Origin of the sequence: Myxacorys almedinensis A, assembly GCF_010091945.1 — a bacterium.
Taxonomy (GTDB): domain Bacteria; phylum Cyanobacteriota; class Cyanobacteriia; order Leptolyngbyales; family Leptolyngbyaceae; genus Myxacorys; species Myxacorys almedinensis.
Genome location: NZ_WVIE01000025.1, coordinates 1 through 15576, shown reverse-complemented (window position 1 = coordinate 15576; position 15576 = coordinate 1). Strand labels below are relative to the sequence as shown.

Annotated in this window: 15 protein-coding genes; 10 read left to right on the top strand and 5 right to left on the bottom strand. The window is 50.2% G+C overall.

Annotation, left to right across the window (positions count from 1 at the left end; translation table 11 throughout):
* Positions 1-2 precede the first annotated feature (2 nt).
* Positions 3-2426, top strand: a complete 2424-nt coding sequence (locus GS601_RS17890) for a putative PEP-binding protein (RefSeq protein ID WP_162424654.1) — start codon at positions 3-5, stop codon at positions 2424-2426.
* 39 nt (positions 2427-2465) lie between these two features.
* Here GS601_RS17890 and GS601_RS17885 read toward each other — a convergent pair whose 3' ends face one another.
* From GS601_RS17885 to petG, 3 genes are all read right to left on the bottom strand, one after another.
* Positions 2466-3302 carry a hypothetical protein gene (locus tag GS601_RS17885; RefSeq protein ID WP_162424653.1) on the bottom strand — a complete coding sequence of 279 codons (837 nt, stop codon included), beginning with the start codon at positions 3300-3302 and terminating at the stop codon, positions 2466-2468.
* An 80-nt stretch (positions 3303-3382) separates the two neighbouring features.
* Positions 3383-4069, bottom strand: coding sequence for a DUF1361 domain-containing protein (locus tag GS601_RS17880; RefSeq protein ID WP_162424652.1), 687 nt, complete (start codon positions 4067-4069; stop codon positions 3383-3385).
* A gap of 263 nt (positions 4070-4332) precedes the next feature.
* Positions 4333-4446 carry a cytochrome b6-f complex subunit V gene (petG, locus tag GS601_RS17875; RefSeq protein WP_162424651.1) on the bottom strand — a complete coding sequence of 38 codons (114 nt, stop codon included), beginning with the start codon at positions 4444-4446 and terminating at the stop codon, positions 4333-4335.
* Between the two features lie 222 nt (positions 4447-4668).
* Here petG and GS601_RS17870 point away from each other — a divergent pair, with 222 nt between their 5' ends.
* From GS601_RS17870 to GS601_RS17855, 4 genes are all read left to right on the top strand, one after another.
* Positions 4669-5043, top strand: a complete 375-nt coding sequence (locus GS601_RS17870; protein ID WP_162424650.1) for a c-type cytochrome — start codon at positions 4669-4671, stop codon at positions 5041-5043.
* A 193-nt stretch (positions 5044-5236) separates the two neighbouring features.
* Positions 5237-5722, top strand: coding sequence for an allophycocyanin subunit alpha-B (gene apcD / locus GS601_RS17865; protein WP_162424649.1), 486 nt, complete (start codon positions 5237-5239; stop codon positions 5720-5722).
* A gap of 141 nt (positions 5723-5863) precedes the next feature.
* Positions 5864-6424 (top strand): DUF924 family protein, encoded by a 561-nt coding sequence (locus tag GS601_RS17860; RefSeq protein WP_162424648.1) that lies wholly within the window; start codon positions 5864-5866, stop codon positions 6422-6424.
* 52 nt (positions 6425-6476) lie between these two features.
* Entirely contained in the window at positions 6477-7655 is a 1179-nt protein-coding gene (locus GS601_RS17855) for a dienelactone hydrolase family protein (RefSeq protein WP_238393356.1), read from the top strand.
* 481 nt (positions 7656-8136) lie between these two features.
* Here the strand turns inward: GS601_RS17855 and GS601_RS17850 are convergent, their stop codons facing one another.
* Positions 8137-8550, bottom strand: a complete 414-nt coding sequence (locus tag GS601_RS17850; protein WP_202925184.1) for a hypothetical protein — start codon at positions 8548-8550, stop codon at positions 8137-8139.
* A 269-nt stretch (positions 8551-8819) separates the two neighbouring features.
* Between GS601_RS17850 and GS601_RS17845 the strand changes: the two genes are divergently transcribed.
* Complete coding sequence (locus GS601_RS17845) at positions 8820-9533, top strand: class I SAM-dependent methyltransferase (RefSeq protein ID WP_162424647.1); 714 nt, start codon at positions 8820-8822, stop codon at positions 9531-9533.
* Here the strand turns inward: GS601_RS17845 and GS601_RS17840 are convergent.
* Positions 9530-9931: an STAS domain-containing protein gene (locus GS601_RS17840; RefSeq protein ID WP_162424646.1), complete on the bottom strand. Its 402-nt coding sequence runs from the start codon at positions 9929-9931 to the stop codon at positions 9530-9532. The two genes, GS601_RS17845 and GS601_RS17840, sit on opposite strands and share 4 nt — an antisense overlap.
* Before the next feature lie 120 nt (positions 9932-10051).
* Between GS601_RS17840 and cbiD the strand changes: the two genes are divergently transcribed.
* From cbiD to GS601_RS17820, 4 genes are all read left to right on the top strand, one after another.
* Positions 10052-11164, top strand: coding sequence for a cobalt-precorrin-5B (C(1))-methyltransferase CbiD (gene cbiD, locus GS601_RS17835; protein ID WP_162424645.1), 1113 nt, complete (start codon positions 10052-10054; stop codon positions 11162-11164).
* Positions 11165-11440: 276 nt separating this feature from the next.
* On the top strand, positions 11441-13072 hold the full coding sequence (guaA, locus tag GS601_RS17830; RefSeq protein WP_476638896.1) for a glutamine-hydrolyzing GMP synthase: 1632 nt from the start codon (positions 11441-11443) through the stop codon (positions 13070-13072).
* A 342-nt stretch (positions 13073-13414) separates the two neighbouring features.
* Positions 13415-13759, top strand: coding sequence for a hypothetical protein (locus tag GS601_RS17825; protein WP_162424644.1), 345 nt, complete (start codon positions 13415-13417; stop codon positions 13757-13759).
* On the top strand, positions 13756-15435 hold the full coding sequence (locus GS601_RS17820; protein ID WP_162424643.1) for an FAD-binding domain-containing protein: 1680 nt from the start codon (positions 13756-13758) through the stop codon (positions 15433-15435). The genes GS601_RS17825 and GS601_RS17820 overlap by 4 nt, the downstream gene beginning before the upstream one ends.
* Positions 15436-15576 lie beyond the last annotated feature (141 nt).

Below are 15576 nucleotides of genomic sequence, written 5' to 3'. Positions count from 1 at the left end.
CTGTGGATAATTTTTACTGGTTAAATCAGATTGATTCAGAGCAATATGTGTGGGTCGGAGAGCAAGCCCTTCACCTCGATCAACTGGTGCGTAAAGGCTATGCAGTGATACCAACGGTTGTGATTTCGGCACGGATTCTGCGAGAATTTCTTGCTACGATTCACCAGAGAGAACCCTTTTTTGCAGATTTAGCCGATGCCTCGTTGCGGCTAAACGTCGAAAATGCCCAACAATTGCAAGCGATCGCTCGGCAAATTCGTCAACTGATTCACGATACGCCTCTATCGCCCTCCTGGATCACTGAGTTAGGGTCGTGCCTCAACATGCTGCCTCCGATCGATGGCAAATCTGGGGATGGCGATCCTGCAAAATCGCCAGCGATGATTCTTCGCCCATCCTTTGCCTTAAAGTCGGCAGGGGCAGCCTCCTCGGTGTCTCTGTCGGGTTTGACAAGCCTGATCGAACCGCAGGTATGCTGGAAGACGGCAGATGAGGTTGCCAATGGCTTGAAAAGATTATGGACAGAGCTTTTTCGAGCGCGAAATTTGGTCTATCTGCAACGAGCCAAGGTGTCGTTTCAAGATTTATATTTGGCTGCGATCGCGCAACCGATCGGCTCTGCGGATGCATCTGGCTATCTGCAAACCAATTCAACCGATTGGGAAATCTTGGCGACCTATGGATTGCCAATGGCGATCGAGCGGGGGGAGGTGTTGCCTTCGGTCTATCAGATCGATTGGCGGGGTGAGGAGGTGTCTTCTAAAGATGCAGGAAATCAAACGATCGTTTATCAGATTGGTGACGTTGAGGCATCGCCGCTAGAGCGCACAGCCTGGAATGACCCCCAGCCGCTGGTGCTTGCTCCCACCGTGTTACAGCGGTTTCTAACGCTGACCCAGCAATTGCAATCTGATTTTAATGGGGCAGATTCTATCAAGGTGTGCCCTGCCCCAATCGCGCTGGAATGGCAGTTATATCAAGACAATCTCTACGTCACCCAAGCAAATTATCGGCACCTTGAGCCTGCTCCGGTAGCGTTAGAGCAAGACGCCTCTCACGCTGTGATGATGGTTGGAATTGGCGTGTCAGGAGGACGAGCGATCGCGCGAGCCGAAGTGATTACAGAGCAGGATCTGCCGCTTAGGCTGCCGCCGGAAACCGTGGTGGTTGCCTCAGAAATTTTGCCTGCCTGGTTGCCCTTGATGCAGCAAGCCGCCGCGATCGTGGCGGAACAAGGAGGCATGACTAGCCATAGCGCCATTGTCGCGAGAGAACTTGGCATTCCAGCAATTGTGGGCGTGGGGAAAGCGACACAGCAGATTCGGACGGGAGATTGGATCGTCGTGGATGGAGATGAGGGAAAAGTGTATGAGGTGAATACAAAAGTGAATACAGAGACAAATATGGGAGTAAACACAGAATTAAATACAGTAGTGAAAAGCGAAGAAGTAAGAAATGTAAACGCAAAAAATACAGTAAATAAGCGTGTTAGTTCTGGTTTTGCGGCTCATGGAAATCCTGCGATCGCAACTCAACTGATGGTGGCGCTGAGTCAGCCTGATCTGCTCGATCGGGTTGGGCACCTTCCAGTAGACGGAGTTGGGCTTTTGAGATCAGAGTTAATGATGGTGTCAATCTTAGAGCAACAGCATCCTCAACACTGGATCGAACAGAACCGACAACCGGAATTAACGCAGCGCCTGATCGAACAAATTCAGACCGTTGCTGGGGCATTTTTCCCTCGTCCTGTGTTTTATCGCAGTTTGGATTTGCGATCGCATGAGTTTCAATCGCTTCAGGGTTCCCAATCCGTCGCAGAACCCAACCCAATGTTGGGACGACGCGGCACCTTTAGTTATGTCCTAGATCCGACCCTGTTTGACCTCGAACTCGATGCCCTCAGACACGCGATCGCAGGCGGCTTCTCTAATTTGAGACTCGTGTTGCCCTTCGTACGAACCGTAGAAGAATTTACCTTCTGTCGAGCGCGGGTTAACCAAGCCGGGCTGCTGCATCAGCCTCAGTTTCAGCTATGGATCATGGCAGAAGTGCCCTCAGCGCTTTTTTTGTTGCCAGAGTTTGTGGCAGCAGGGGTGCAAGGAATTTGCATTGGCACCAACGATTTGACCCAACTGATGTTAGGCGCAGATCGCGATCAAGGGCTGCTCGGAGCCACCTTAAACGAGTCTCATCCGGCGGTTATGGCTGCGATCGCGCAACTCATCCACGCGGCTCAGGCGCTCGCGATTCCCTGCTCTATTTGTGGGCACATTCCGACTCACACTGATTTTATTGATCGGTTGGTTGAATGGGGTGTCACGTCTATTACCGCCACTGTGGATACTGTAGAAGAAACCTATGCTGCGATCGCTCGCGCCGAGCATCGGCTCCTCCTAAACCATGCTCGAACTGCGTTGCAGAAATAGCGTTGTTTTTGCAACGCAGCAGGTGTTATTTAACGGCGGTTATTTAACGACGTAGCCTGTCTCTCTCAAAAAGGCGCTTAGCTCGGTGAAAAACTGGTTGCGATCGCGACCCTTGTAAGTGGCTCGTAGTCGTTTCCAGCCATCTTCTTGCTGATTCAATAAGTATTTGTCAGCCATGTACGCGGCTAATAGCCCTTTCACTTCACCGTCTTCTTCTCCAGCATTTACATAAAATTGCCATTTCTGATACGCATCTGCGTAAACTTGTTTCGGATAGCGACGGGTTTCATCAATCATGTTGCCGCGATCGTAGCGCCAGATTTGAATCGGAAATGCCGAGCCAGCAAAACTAGCAAACGCATAGGCAAAGCCAGGATTGGCACTTCTAAATTCAATCGTTCCATTGCCATCAACATCTTGCAGCCGATAGCCCACATCACCCCAAAAATGGTCTGTTTGGACATAGGTTTTCTTCGCCGCATCATACCGATAAATCAAAGAATAGGTGCAACAGTGCGCGCCGCCCGTGAAGAAATCGGTGATGATCTCAGGCTCTTGATCTCCATCCAAATCTTGCACCTTGAAACCAGATTCTGCAAACTCTGTTGACCCATCCGTAATATCAATCCACGGTCGATCATACTCGTCTGCCTTAGAGGGTTGGTCGAAAACAGTTTGCCCTGATCGGCTAATTTTTAATCGAATCTTGCTGTATTGAAGAAAATCTTTCTCAGGTTTTTGATAAGAGAGTTCAGCCCGAACGCTACCTTGCTGAGCCGTTTTGACAGTTTCAAGCGCCTGACCTGGCAACCCCAAGGCGCTAAGTAGACCAAGACTTAAAATAACGTTAGAAATTGCAAAATGAAGGGTGTTCATCGTCCAACAAAAAACGGCGAGTTGATTACTTGAAAAGCTACAACTGCCGTTAATTACAATCCAGAAAAGAATTACAGAAATTAATCGATCGCATAGTGACGAGCTACCCGCGATCGCGGATGGCGGAAAACCGCAAGATGAAGCGGCTTAACTAATGCATATAGCCCTGCCACAATCAGAAAGATCAGCAGCATCACCAAGATGGGGCGACTGCCCAACAGGTCATCTACTATCACCCTTAAAATCTCATCCAAGCGCGTCACCAAATCCCAACTGTTGTAGCGCAAAAAACGTCCGAGGTAAATCCCGATCGCACTCAGCGCATGGAGCACCATTTCAAACAGCAAAATCCACCGAGCAAGTCCCCTCTGATTGAGGTAAGCGCCCAGGTTGATCAGCGACAAAACGTAAGCTTCAAATCCGGCAGCGATGAAAAGGACGTACAACGGAATCAGGAAGAGCGTCACAAACCACACTGAATCTGCCGCCTGAACGTTAGTAATAAAGTGAATAATGTCGGTCAAGATATAGGGGGCATTTGGCAAAAAGGCAACAAAGACCACCACCCCTAGCCACCACAACAGCGAACGATGGCGCGTCTGAAGCCCGATCGGAGGAAGGGTCAAGGTAGATGCACGAAACTGTGTTTGCCTGAATAAAAGCACGCTCAAGATGAGGGGGACAACCGCCAGGAAAAGATTCCAGCCCATCCATGGAGCGCTATGGAGTAGAACGTACCAAGCTTGAGAAAGAAAAGTTGTGATCATAGAAACTAAAGAAATGAGGCACGATGGACAATACGCGGTTCAACGCACGCTTTATGCTCAAAGTCACGACGTTACAAAGAATCGAAGTGCTTTTCTTGGCATAGCTTACTCTCTAGGTTTGTCATTTGTATGACAAGATCACCACCCGTTCAAAAATTGGTCAGCAAAAAGCCGCCTCAACTTTTAGCTCAAAGCGGCTTTTTATGATGACGCCAGTTTGTAGACTCAAGTTTGTAGACTCAATGGCAGCCTATGCATTCAAACTACAGGTTCAACTGATTGCCGCGCCGATATTGAGTGTAAGCCGCGACAAACAAGCCTGCTAGCGTCACAGGAACGAGCCCCAACACGATGCCAAGCAAAATCGGCTCAATCATGAATAATCTCCTCAGTTTTTTAAGGTTCTGAAACATTCGTGCGATCGCTCTTATTTTCCATCCTAATTGGTCTCGTGGTCAATCGGTGCAACAAATCCACCCGACTGCGCTTTTCTTGCGCCAGAGGGTTTTTAATTTTCGAGGGCAAGGGTTGCCAAAATTTGTTAAAGTCTGTTTAGTAAATGAGTGAATATCTTTACAAATTTGGCTGAGTCATACCCTTTGAATGAGCAACTTGCCAAACCTAACGTTTCTTTTCAGAAATTGGTTGCGATCGCGCTAGTGGTTGCCATCTCAGTTGTGTTGGGAGTTCTTGCCGTGTACCAGATCCGCAAGCCTGTTCCCTACATTCAAGAGGTGTTGGCGCTTCAGGGGGATGCGGTTCAAGGTCATGCCATTTTTCAGATCAACTGCTCAGGCTGTCACGGCATTATGGCAGATGGTAACGTAGGTCCTAGCTTGAAAGGGGTATCTGCCCGCAAGTCTCGGGCGCGATTGATCGAGCAGGTGATTAGTGGGCAAACGCCTCCAATGCCCAAGTTTCAGCCTAGCCAAAAAGAGATGGCAGATTTATTAGGCTATCTAGAAAGCCTATAGAACGTCAGTTCAATCTTGACAGACCACTAGGGTTGCTATGAATTTTTGCCATGAACCTCTGTCACGAATTCGTTGAGCCTTTACCTGAGACTATATATTACGTTTTGTCAAGGTAAATTAGAAATCCCCCTTTCGCTAAGTGACCAAAAGTAGATAAACTACAAGATGAATTCTGAGATACCGCGATTTAAATATGAGCGTAGTTAGCCAAGTCATCTTGCAAGCCGACGACGAACTTCGTTATCCGACGAGCGGCGAACTTAGTGGTATAAAAGACTTTTTCACGACTGGCGCACAACGCACCCGCATTGCTGCCGTCTTGTCTGAAAATGAGAAGAAAATTGTAGAAGAAGCCAGCAGAAAGCTGTGGAAGAAGCGCCCCGATTTCATTTCTCCGGGCGGCAACGCTTATGGGAACCGGGAACGGGCACTTTGTCTGCGCGATTACGGTTGGTATTTGCGCCTCGTTACCTATGGGGTGCTGTCAGGAACGACCGATCCGATCGAGAAAATCGGGGTGATTGGTGCACGAGAAATGTATAACGCGCTGGGCGTTCCGGTTCCGGGCATGGCAGAAGCGATCGCTTGTCTCAAAGAGGCAGCTTCTGGGTTGCTCAATCCGTCCGATGCGTCTGAAGCGGCTCCTTACTTCGATTTCATTATTCAAGCAATGTCCTAGATTTAGTGTCCTAGATTCAAGGTCATGAACTCAAGGTCATCAGCTTCGATTTTGCTGAACAACTAAACAGGTTTGGTGTTTTCCTCGCAGGTCGCGGGAGTTTGTGTTAGAACTTCCGTGACTCGCGAGGAAAATTTTTATATGGACGCCGTTCAAGACGTTTTAGACTTTTGGTTTGGCAACGAATTAAAACCGCGCAAGGTTTGGTTTATCAAAGATCCAGCGTTTGATGAACAGGTGCGATCGCGATTTCTTGATCTGCATCGCCAAGCTGCCGCCGGGCGGCTATCAACCTGGAAAGATATGCCCGAACGGTGTCTGGCGCTGGTGATTGTGCTCGATCAGTTTTCCCGCAATCTATTTCGCGGACAGCCAGAATCGTTTGCCTACGATCGCGCGGCCCTAGAAGTTGCGCGTCATGCGATCTCCCACCACTTCGATCAGCAACTCCCGCCTGTGCAGCGTCAGTTTTTTTACTTTCCCCTAGAACATGCTGAAGATCTGGAATGTCAGCATCAATCTGTGAAGCTATTTGAGCAGTTTAAAGATGATCCCGAATTAAACAATACTCACCACTATGCGCTGAGGCATCGGGAGATCATTGAGCGATTTGGGCGCTTTCCTCATCGCAATACCATTTTGGGACGCCACTCTACCCCCGAAGAGCTTGAGTTTCTAATGCAGCCTGGATCATCGTTTTAAACGATGCGGGAATTCTAAGTTTTTCACTGAATAATTTCTTCACTGGATAATTATGATGAACGTTGCGGCTGTCACCACGCCAGCCCTAGAACAGATCAATCAGACCAAACGGGCGATCGAGCATCATATCCAAAGTATCGATCGCCATCCCGATCGGCGTGAAGGCGCGTATCCATACTATCTATTTCATGAGCCAGGACAGCCGATTCGCGGCACGGTGATGATGTTTCATGGCTTCAGCGCCAAACCTCATCAGATGTGGAGACTGGCAGACTATTTGTTTCAGAACGGGTTTAACGTCTATCAAAGCACGATCGCAGGGCACGTTCTCACCAACCCTGCCAAAAATTGGTGTCAGGTCGATCTCAAGCCCCCCTACGCCGATCCCTTAAGGGAAAAGCTCCGGCGCGATCCGATCTTGCAAGACTTTTTCAAAAACTTCGCCACTCACCCAGATGCCGCTCGTCCCGGATTTATTCAGCAGATTGCCTTAATGGCGCGATTGGTTGCCCTTGAGCCGCGATCGCTCGATATTATGAACGCGATCGAGTCTCCCAACAACCCAGATTTTGATCACTATTTCACGTCGTCTCACCTGCACTATCTGACCGATGCCAAAGCCAGGCTAGAAGACCTTCATGCTATGCCGGGAGCGATCTACACCGTGGGCTTGTCGGTCGGCGGAGCCGTTGCCCTGGGGCTTGCCGCCTCTCGACCCGATCGGGTGAAGGGAGTCGTTGCCTATGCCCCGTTGCTGAGAATTCACGGCAAAGAGCGTCGCCAATATGTGAATCTTGCAGGCCCGTTAGATATTAGCGAGTCTGGTTGGGATGCCAATTTACGCTTTCCAGTTGGGGCATTAACTGCGGTCGATCGCTTTGGCAGCAGTGTGGTGATGAGTCCGTCGGCGGTGCGATCGCTCCAAACGATTCCCACCTTCATGGTGCTAACCGAAAATGAAGATGCGGCAGACATCGACACAAACAAACGATTTTTCCAAGACATCAGCAGCGAAAGAAATCGTAATGCCTTTTATCTCTACTTGCTAAAAGATCAGGTTCCCCATCCGATGGTCGATCCAACCGAAGTGAGTCAGAATATGAGCAACCACTTTTGGCAAAGCTTGTATCAAGAAACCTTCCGATTTCTCACAGAAGGTCGAGTCAATATGGACAACATGGGCAGCCTGTCCCAAGCGCAAGATGTTCCCCCTGTGGCAAACGCAAATTAGCTGAGATATTGCAATTCTCATCAAGCCCAACAATTTGCCCAACCCTCAAGACTACTTCGCAGAGCCTGCGGCTGTGGGTTTTTTCTGGTTAGCCCAACATCCATTTCGGAGGGAGTGAATGTCATGAACAAGGGGTCTAATCGCTAACTTTCCTAGGTGCACGATTCAAACTAGTAGATTGTCAACGTTGAGTTGATGGGTAGAGGGGTGAGAGGGTAGAGGGAGATGTTATATCAAATTGATTGTTCACGGCGACAGATCCCTCGACCCCCCTGCCTACGACATCCCCCTTGGTCAGGAGGGACTTTCCGGCTCCTCTTCTGACTCAGGAGGGGTTGGGGGAGGTCGCACGTTTGTAGCATTTACAGATTAATTTGGTATTACCCATCCATTCATCCACTCATCCACTCATCGATTCCCAGTCCATCATTTCAATCTTGACAGACCACTAGCCGACGTAGATCGATCCATAAGTCTGCCTCTACTCAATCAGCCACGTTACCCAGCCTGTCCCGTTTTCGTTGGTCTGCTGCTGCGCCAGTCGCCAAGTTTTGCCTTCGCGCTGACGCTGCACATATACCTCAAATGGATTATCCGACTGGGTAGCTTCTCGGGTCTTCAGCTTCAGCGTAAAATCGTAGGTTCCCGTCACTTTGTAGGAAGGCAAATCTTGAATTGTGACAGGTGTTTGCGTTGCAATGTTGACCCGATCGATGTTTAACGCAGATTTTGGCAGCGATAGCTTTAGCTGCTGACTCAATTGTTGCTGCGTCTGACCAACTTGCAGCGCGATCGCTTTGCCTACCAAATTCTTGGGCACTCCACTATTTCCGCCACAGGCAGTTAGCAGTCCCACCAACATCACCGACAGCACAACTCGAACCCATCGCTTCACGGCTCTGCCCTCACCAAATCGCTCTTTCTCCTAGCCTATCAGAGATAGCATAAGCCAGTAGAGTTGGGAGGCAAGGCAAACGCGCCTAACTTCACAGAAGATTTCAGAACTCGGAAACAGAACTCGGAAAGGGGTCTAGTAGATTGTCAACTTTGAGTTGATGGGTGAATGGGTGGATGGTTCCGATTACTAGACTCCCCCTCTCTCCCTCTCCTCCTAGTCCCCCATTTCAATCTTGACAGACCACTAGGTTCAGAGGAAATTTTAAGATGGCTGAGAAGTTCATCGGCTTAAACGACTCGATTTATGAGTACATTTTGTCTCACTCGGTGAACGAGATAGACGTTCTTGCCCAACTGCGAACCGAAACCGCAGAGCACCCCCAAGCCCGAATGCAGATTGCGCCAGATCAAGGTCAGTTTATGGCGCTGTTGGTTCGGTTGATGGGGGCGAAAAAAACGCTTGAAGTCGGGGTGTTTACAGGGTACAGTTCATTATCTGTCGCGTTGGCGCTGCCGCCCGATGGCAAACTTGTTGCGTGTGATGTGAGCGAAGACTACACCGCGATCGCTCGTCGCTATTGGCAGTTGGCAGGGGTTGAAGACAAAATCGAGTTACACCTTGCCCCTGCTTTGGGCACTCTCGATCGATTGCTCGATGCAGGGCAGGCAGAAACCTTTGATTTTGCGTTTATTGATGCAGACAAAGGAAATTATCAGAATTATTACGATCGCGCCCTTCAACTCGTGCGCCCTGGCGGATTGATTGCAATCGATAACGTGCTTTGGTCGGGTCGGGTTGCCGATTCCACCGATCACGACAAGATCACAACCACGCTGCGACGATTTAACCAAACGCTAGCCGCCGACGATCGGGTGAATGTCAGTCTTGTTGCGATCGGCGACGGCTTAACGCTGGCGCTCAAAAAAGGTGAAGGCAGCAATCCGACGGCATCACACTCTTCGGACGCTTTAAAGGGCTAGTTTTTGCTAACGCCTTGAGCTTGATGATTGTCTAGAAATTGCTCAAACTCTGGAGCAAACACATCCGTCTGAACCGATGCATTCACCTCTTGCAACTTTTCCCAGATCGAATCTAGGGTCGAACGAGTATGCTGATTCATCGACAAAAACGATAGAGATTTGCCGAGTTTGTTAGCTTGAGTCATGCCAGAGAGTAAGATTGAAAGCCCCGACTGATCGATCGTATCAATCCACAGCAAGTCAACGACGACTGCATCTGCTTGGGCGATCGCCTGTCCCAAACTGGTCTGAAATGGGGTATCGGTTGGTTCTGCGAGATTGCCGCTTGGTTGCAAAACAACCGTGTTTGGGGTGGCTTTGTCTGCCGTTTCATCTAAAATCAAATCACCGTTTAGCATGTGCGTTCCGCCTTCTGACACGTCTCTCAGTTTTCTAAGGATGCTGTAAAGTCAGCAGGACTGGAGAGAAGCCCGTCACGATTACTGGTGTTTTAGATCACACAATTGAGGAGAGAAGTCATGGAGGTTCGAGCCGGATATACGCTGCCGGTGTTTGCCTGTGCCTCTGCGATCGCGGCGCTCAACCATCTGCGATCGGCGCGATCAATTCGATCGGTTGAGGTTGATCTGATCGCGCCTGCCAAAACCGTGACAATCGCCATCGAGCAGGTGGCAAACCTTCAGCCCGGAGTTGCGTTGGCAATCACCCGCAGCGATCCGGGTGACAATTTAGACTTGACGCGAGACACGCCGGTGTGGGCGATGGTGAGGCTCGGAACCGGTGCAATTTCTGGGAAAACTCGGCTTGCGATCGCTGGCGGAGAAGGCATCGGGCACATGGAAGGAGACGCCCCTGCAATCTATGCCTACGCCAAACAACTCTTGAGCGAAAACTTAGAGCGGTTATTAAAAGCCGACGAAACCCTCCACGTCACCCTTTTGTTACCCGAAGGGCGCTCCCTTGCCAAACGCACCTCCAACGAAGCCTTTGGCGTGGTAGAAGGGCTTTCTCTCCTGGGAACCTCTGGCATCGCGCAACCGCTCAGCGCTCCGGGTCAACTTGAGCTTTTTCGGCAGGAGTTGCAACAAAAAGCACAGCGATTTGACTGTCTTGTGTTTTGCGTCGGAGAAAACGGTCTAGACCTAGCCACCAAAATGGGGATCGAACCCGAACGCCTGGTTAAAACCGCCAATTGGCTCGGTTCGCTTCTCGTTGAGGCAGGTATGCAGCAGGTGAAATCGATTCTGCTTTTTGGCTACCACGGTAAATTAATTAAACTAGCAGGAGGAATTTTTCATACCCATCATCACGTTGCTGATGCTCGATTGGAAATTCTTACCGCCCACTGTGCCAATGCAGGTTTACCAACGGCAGACCTCCGAGCGATTTTCGAGTGTGCCACCACCGAAGAGGGCTTAAAGTATCTAAAAACTCTGGAGGGCGATTGGGTTACTCAAGTCTACGGCGCGATCGCTGCCACGATTGATCGCCGGTGCCGAGACTATATTTACACCCATAGCGGCTCCTCAAGTGAAGCTTCGGTTGTAGTCGGCTCTGTGCTGTTTGATCGATCGCGGCAAATCTTAATTCAAAGTCAAATTGCAACCACACTGTTGAAGCAAGTTTGCTAATGTGATTAAAATAGCCAAAATATTCAACCACTATTCAACAACTAGGACTCCCTCAATTTCAACGATAACCCTCCTTATAAAATGGGTTAAAGGCTTCTCCTCTTCTTCCTAAAGAGAGGTGGATATCTTGTCCCTAGGCGAAAGGGTTAGGGTTTTTCTAGACATTGCAGCAGTCTCAAAAACCTAGACTTTAAACGACATTCCATCACACTTCAAAACCAAACTTAGCAGGCTGTTTCCTTACCCACATTCAAAACGCGATCAGGTGAAGTTTCCGTGACACTCCAAACAGAACAATCTCTTCTCGACGCAAATTCCGCATCTACAGACACACCCGATCGTGCCAGCCTCAACCGCCAAATGATTGTCATCCTTGACTTTGGCTCCCAATATTCTGAGTTGATTGCGCGGCGCATTCGCGAAACTCAAGTCTATTCAGAGGTGCTGTCCTATCGCACGATGGCAGAGCAACTGCGCCAACTCAATCCCGTGGGGATCATTCTCTCAGGTGGTCCTAGCTCGGTTTACGACGCTGGCGCGCCCCACTGTGATCCCGAAATTTGGAATCTGGGGGTGCCGGTTTTGGGTGTGTGCTACGGCATGCAATTGATGGTGCAACAACTTGGAGGCAGCGTTGAACGGGCGGAACTGGGCGAGTATGGCAAGGCAAATCTTGCGATCGACGACCCAACGGATCTGCTAACCAATGTGGGCGAAGGCTCGATTATGTGGATGAGCCATGGTGATTCTGTAGCCCGGTTGCCAGACGGGTTTGAAGTATTGGCGCATACCTCGAATACTCCGTGCGCCGCGATCGCACACCACGATCGCAAACTGTACGGCGTGCAGTTTCACCCAGAAGTGGTGCACTCCCAGGGTGGGCAAGCCCTGATCCGCAATTTTGTTTACCACATCTGCGAATGCCAGCCCACCTGGACAACCGACGCCTTTGTGGAAGAATCGGTGCGGGAAATTCGCGGCAGAGTGGGCACAAAGCGGGTGTTGTTGGCGTTATCGGGGGGTGTTGATTCGTCTACGCTGGCGTTTTTGCTGCACCGGGCGATCGGCGATCAGCTAACGTGCATGTTCATTGATCAAGGCTTTATGAGAAAGCTAGAGCCAGAGCGCTTGGTAAAACTATTTCATGAACAATTTCATATCAATGTGGAGTATGTTAACGCCCGCGATCGCTTCTTGGCTGCCGTAGCGGGGGTAGATGATCCCGAAGAAAAACGGAAGCGCATCGGGCATGAATTCATTCGAGTGTTTGAAGCAGAATCAAAGCGGCTTGGTCCGTTCGATTATTTAGCGCAGGGCACACTTTACCCCGACGTGATCGAGTCGGCAGATACTAACGTTGACCCTCAGACCGGGGAGCGGGTTGCCGTCAAAATCAAGAGCCATCACAACGTCGGTGGGTTGCCGAAGGATCTCCGCTTCAAACTGGTAGAACCCCTGCGGAAACTCTTTAAAGATGAAGTTCGCAAGGTCGGACGCTCGATTGGCTTGCCCGAAGAAATTGTCAACCGTCAGCCGTTTCCAGGACCGGGTTTGGCAATCCGCATTCTTGGCGCTGTAGATGAAGAGAAGCTAGATATTTTGCGAGATGCTGACTTTATCGTGCGACAAGAAATCAATCGGGCAGGCATGTACAACGATTTTTGGCAGGCGTTTGCTGTTTTGCTTCCCGTTCGCAGTGTTGGAGTCATGGGCGATCAGCGTACTTATGCTTATCCGATCGTGTTGCGCCTAGTGTCGAGTGAAGATGGGATGACGGCTGATTGGTCTCGCGCTCCTTACGATTTACTAGAAACAATTTCTAACCGAATCGTAAATGAGGTGAAGGGCGTCAATCGCGTGGTGTATGACATCACTTCAAAACCTCCTGGAACGATTGAATGGGAATAGAGTGCCATGGGGAGCGCTAGCACGAGATCTAGCCGTTGCCGCTGAAAGCGCCAAATGCCCAGCGTGCCTGCCAGAGGGCTGATCGTCGCCCCCAGATCGCTCAGGGTGTGGTCAGCAGCGGCAAGCAAGATCGGGCTGTTTGGTGCGATCGTAGCGCAAGAACCCTGTCGAACTCACCCTCGTGTTACCCAAAGGAAGTGCCCGTACGCAGTAAGTCATCTGCGGGTTATCTAGAGTGATTGCCATTTAAATTGGTTGGGCAAAGTGGTTGAGAAAACCGTAATTTCAACGCTTTGCTTTCGCCTTTACAATGATCGAGACACCCTAGCGCTTAATTTCTTCATGTCTCAACTTACGCTCAATCTCGTTGAAGGATCTGTAACGTTTGGCTTTTCCCCTGAAGCGGCGCAAGATCTCAAAGCTGCCTTGATGAAACTTGTAGAAGGCTTAAAGTTGACCGCCTCAACTGCGGCTCCGGGCAGCAAGGCAACGCCCCAAAAACCAATCGAATATCGCCATACGGGTGATGTGTTTCTAGAAATTTTTTGTAACCCAAATATTTGGGCTTCCCCCTTTGCTGCCAAGGTTTTGGTAACTGTGAGAGACGAGCGAATTCGCCTCAGCACCGAAGCAGAACTGAGCCGCGTTATTGAAGATGTTAATCAGTACCTTGAAGCGAATTCATGAAGCAGACGCTCGTTTGGTTTCGTCGCGATTTGCGAATTCGCGATCATGCTCCGTTGCACCGTGCGGTAATGCGAGGAGGCGTAATTCCGGTTTTCATTTTTGATCGCGCTTTGCTACACCATCCCGAAACGTCGCCTGCACGGGTAGCGTTTATGCTGGAGTGTTTGCGATCGCTCGACCAAGATCTGCGCGATCGCGGCGGACGGCTAATTCTTCGCTATGGCGATCCAGTCGAAATTCTGCCCAATTTGATCCGCGAAACCCAAGCAGAAGGGATCTACGCTTACATCGACTACGAGCGCATCTACGGGCGAGTCCGAGATGCTCGATTAAACCAAACTTTAGCCGAGCAACATCTTCGCATTCGCTGGTTTGAGCCAACCGCCGGAACGTCAGAGCTAATGGAGTACCCCGACTATCGAAAATTTTGGTTTGCCGAAATGAGTGCGGCGATGATTCCCACGCCTAGTCAGATTCTAGTTCCGGATACTGTCATCGGGGAACCTCTTCCAACGTTATCCGAGTTGGGATTGATCAGCGATGGTAAACCCATTCCACCGGGTGGAACAAACGCCGCTCGAACATTTTTGCACCAATTTTTAGCCGAAAAGAGCGATCGCTACTACTGGCAACTCTCCTATCCCAGTGCCGAAGTCACTACGGGCTTAAGTCCTCACCTCAAATTTGGCGCGATTTCGAGTCGCGAATGCTACCAAACCACGCAACGCATCCTCAAAGGTAATGCCGATCCGCGAGTTCAGCGTAGCCGCAAACAGCTAGTGTCTCGCTTGCGATGGGGTAGTGGGTTTGCCCAACGATTTCGATATTTGCCGCAGCTAGAGGTGCGATCGCTCTACTCAGTCTTTGACGAAGACGGTTGGGACTTTAATGAAGAACTCTACCAAGCTTGGCAAGCGGGCGAAACTGGCTTCCCCCTCATCGATGCAGCAGCGCGATGCCTCAAAGCTACAGGCGGCTGGCAAGCACTCAACTTCCGCACTCGTGCCCTGTATTCCAGCTTTTTGAGTAACTTACTGGGCATGGATTGGCGCTACGGAGCGTTGCATTTTATGCGCCACTTAATTGATGGCGATTGTCCGATCGATCACTACCAGTGGGCAATGCAAGCCGGTATAACCCATTGCATCGACAAATCTTGGACGCGCATTTATAGCCCTGCTCAAGTGGCGGTCGAGCGCTGCGATCCCCAAGGAGAATTCATCAAGCGCTGGGTTCCTGAACTGGCTCATGTTGCGCCTGTTCAACTCGGTGCGCCGCCGCGAGTCAAAGGCTATCCGACGCCGATCCTAAACTACAAAGATGCGCGTCAGCGACGAGTTGAACAATTAGAACGTCAACGGGCTGTGTTTCGGAATGAGGAAAGTGTGTTGCCGTATTTAGCCCCGATGCCGGCGTCGCTGTTGCCCTTTGGGCACGACCAGTTTGCCAGTGAAATCGGATGGGCGCACCTGCCAAATCAAGACCTCTTCCCACCTCCGTTGGCGCTTCATCAGTTGGATTTCCAGCAGGCGAAAGCCCTGCGATCGTGGCTCGTTACCCAAGTTGACATTCAGCCGCACAAGCGGGAGCGCTCCGCGTCGCAACGCTCTAAAGAATCGCGCCGTTCGGCAATGAAGGAAGACGAAAATCTGATTCAACTGAGCCTGTTGGATTAATGTCTAGTGGCGTAGAGGCTATGGCGGCAGCGATCGCACTCCGCAAAATTGGGTCATCATCACCTTAACGTGAGTTCGACGAACGGAAGGTAGCGCAAAAAGAAAGCTGAGACTACGTTTGAAAGAGTTGTAAAATTCCTT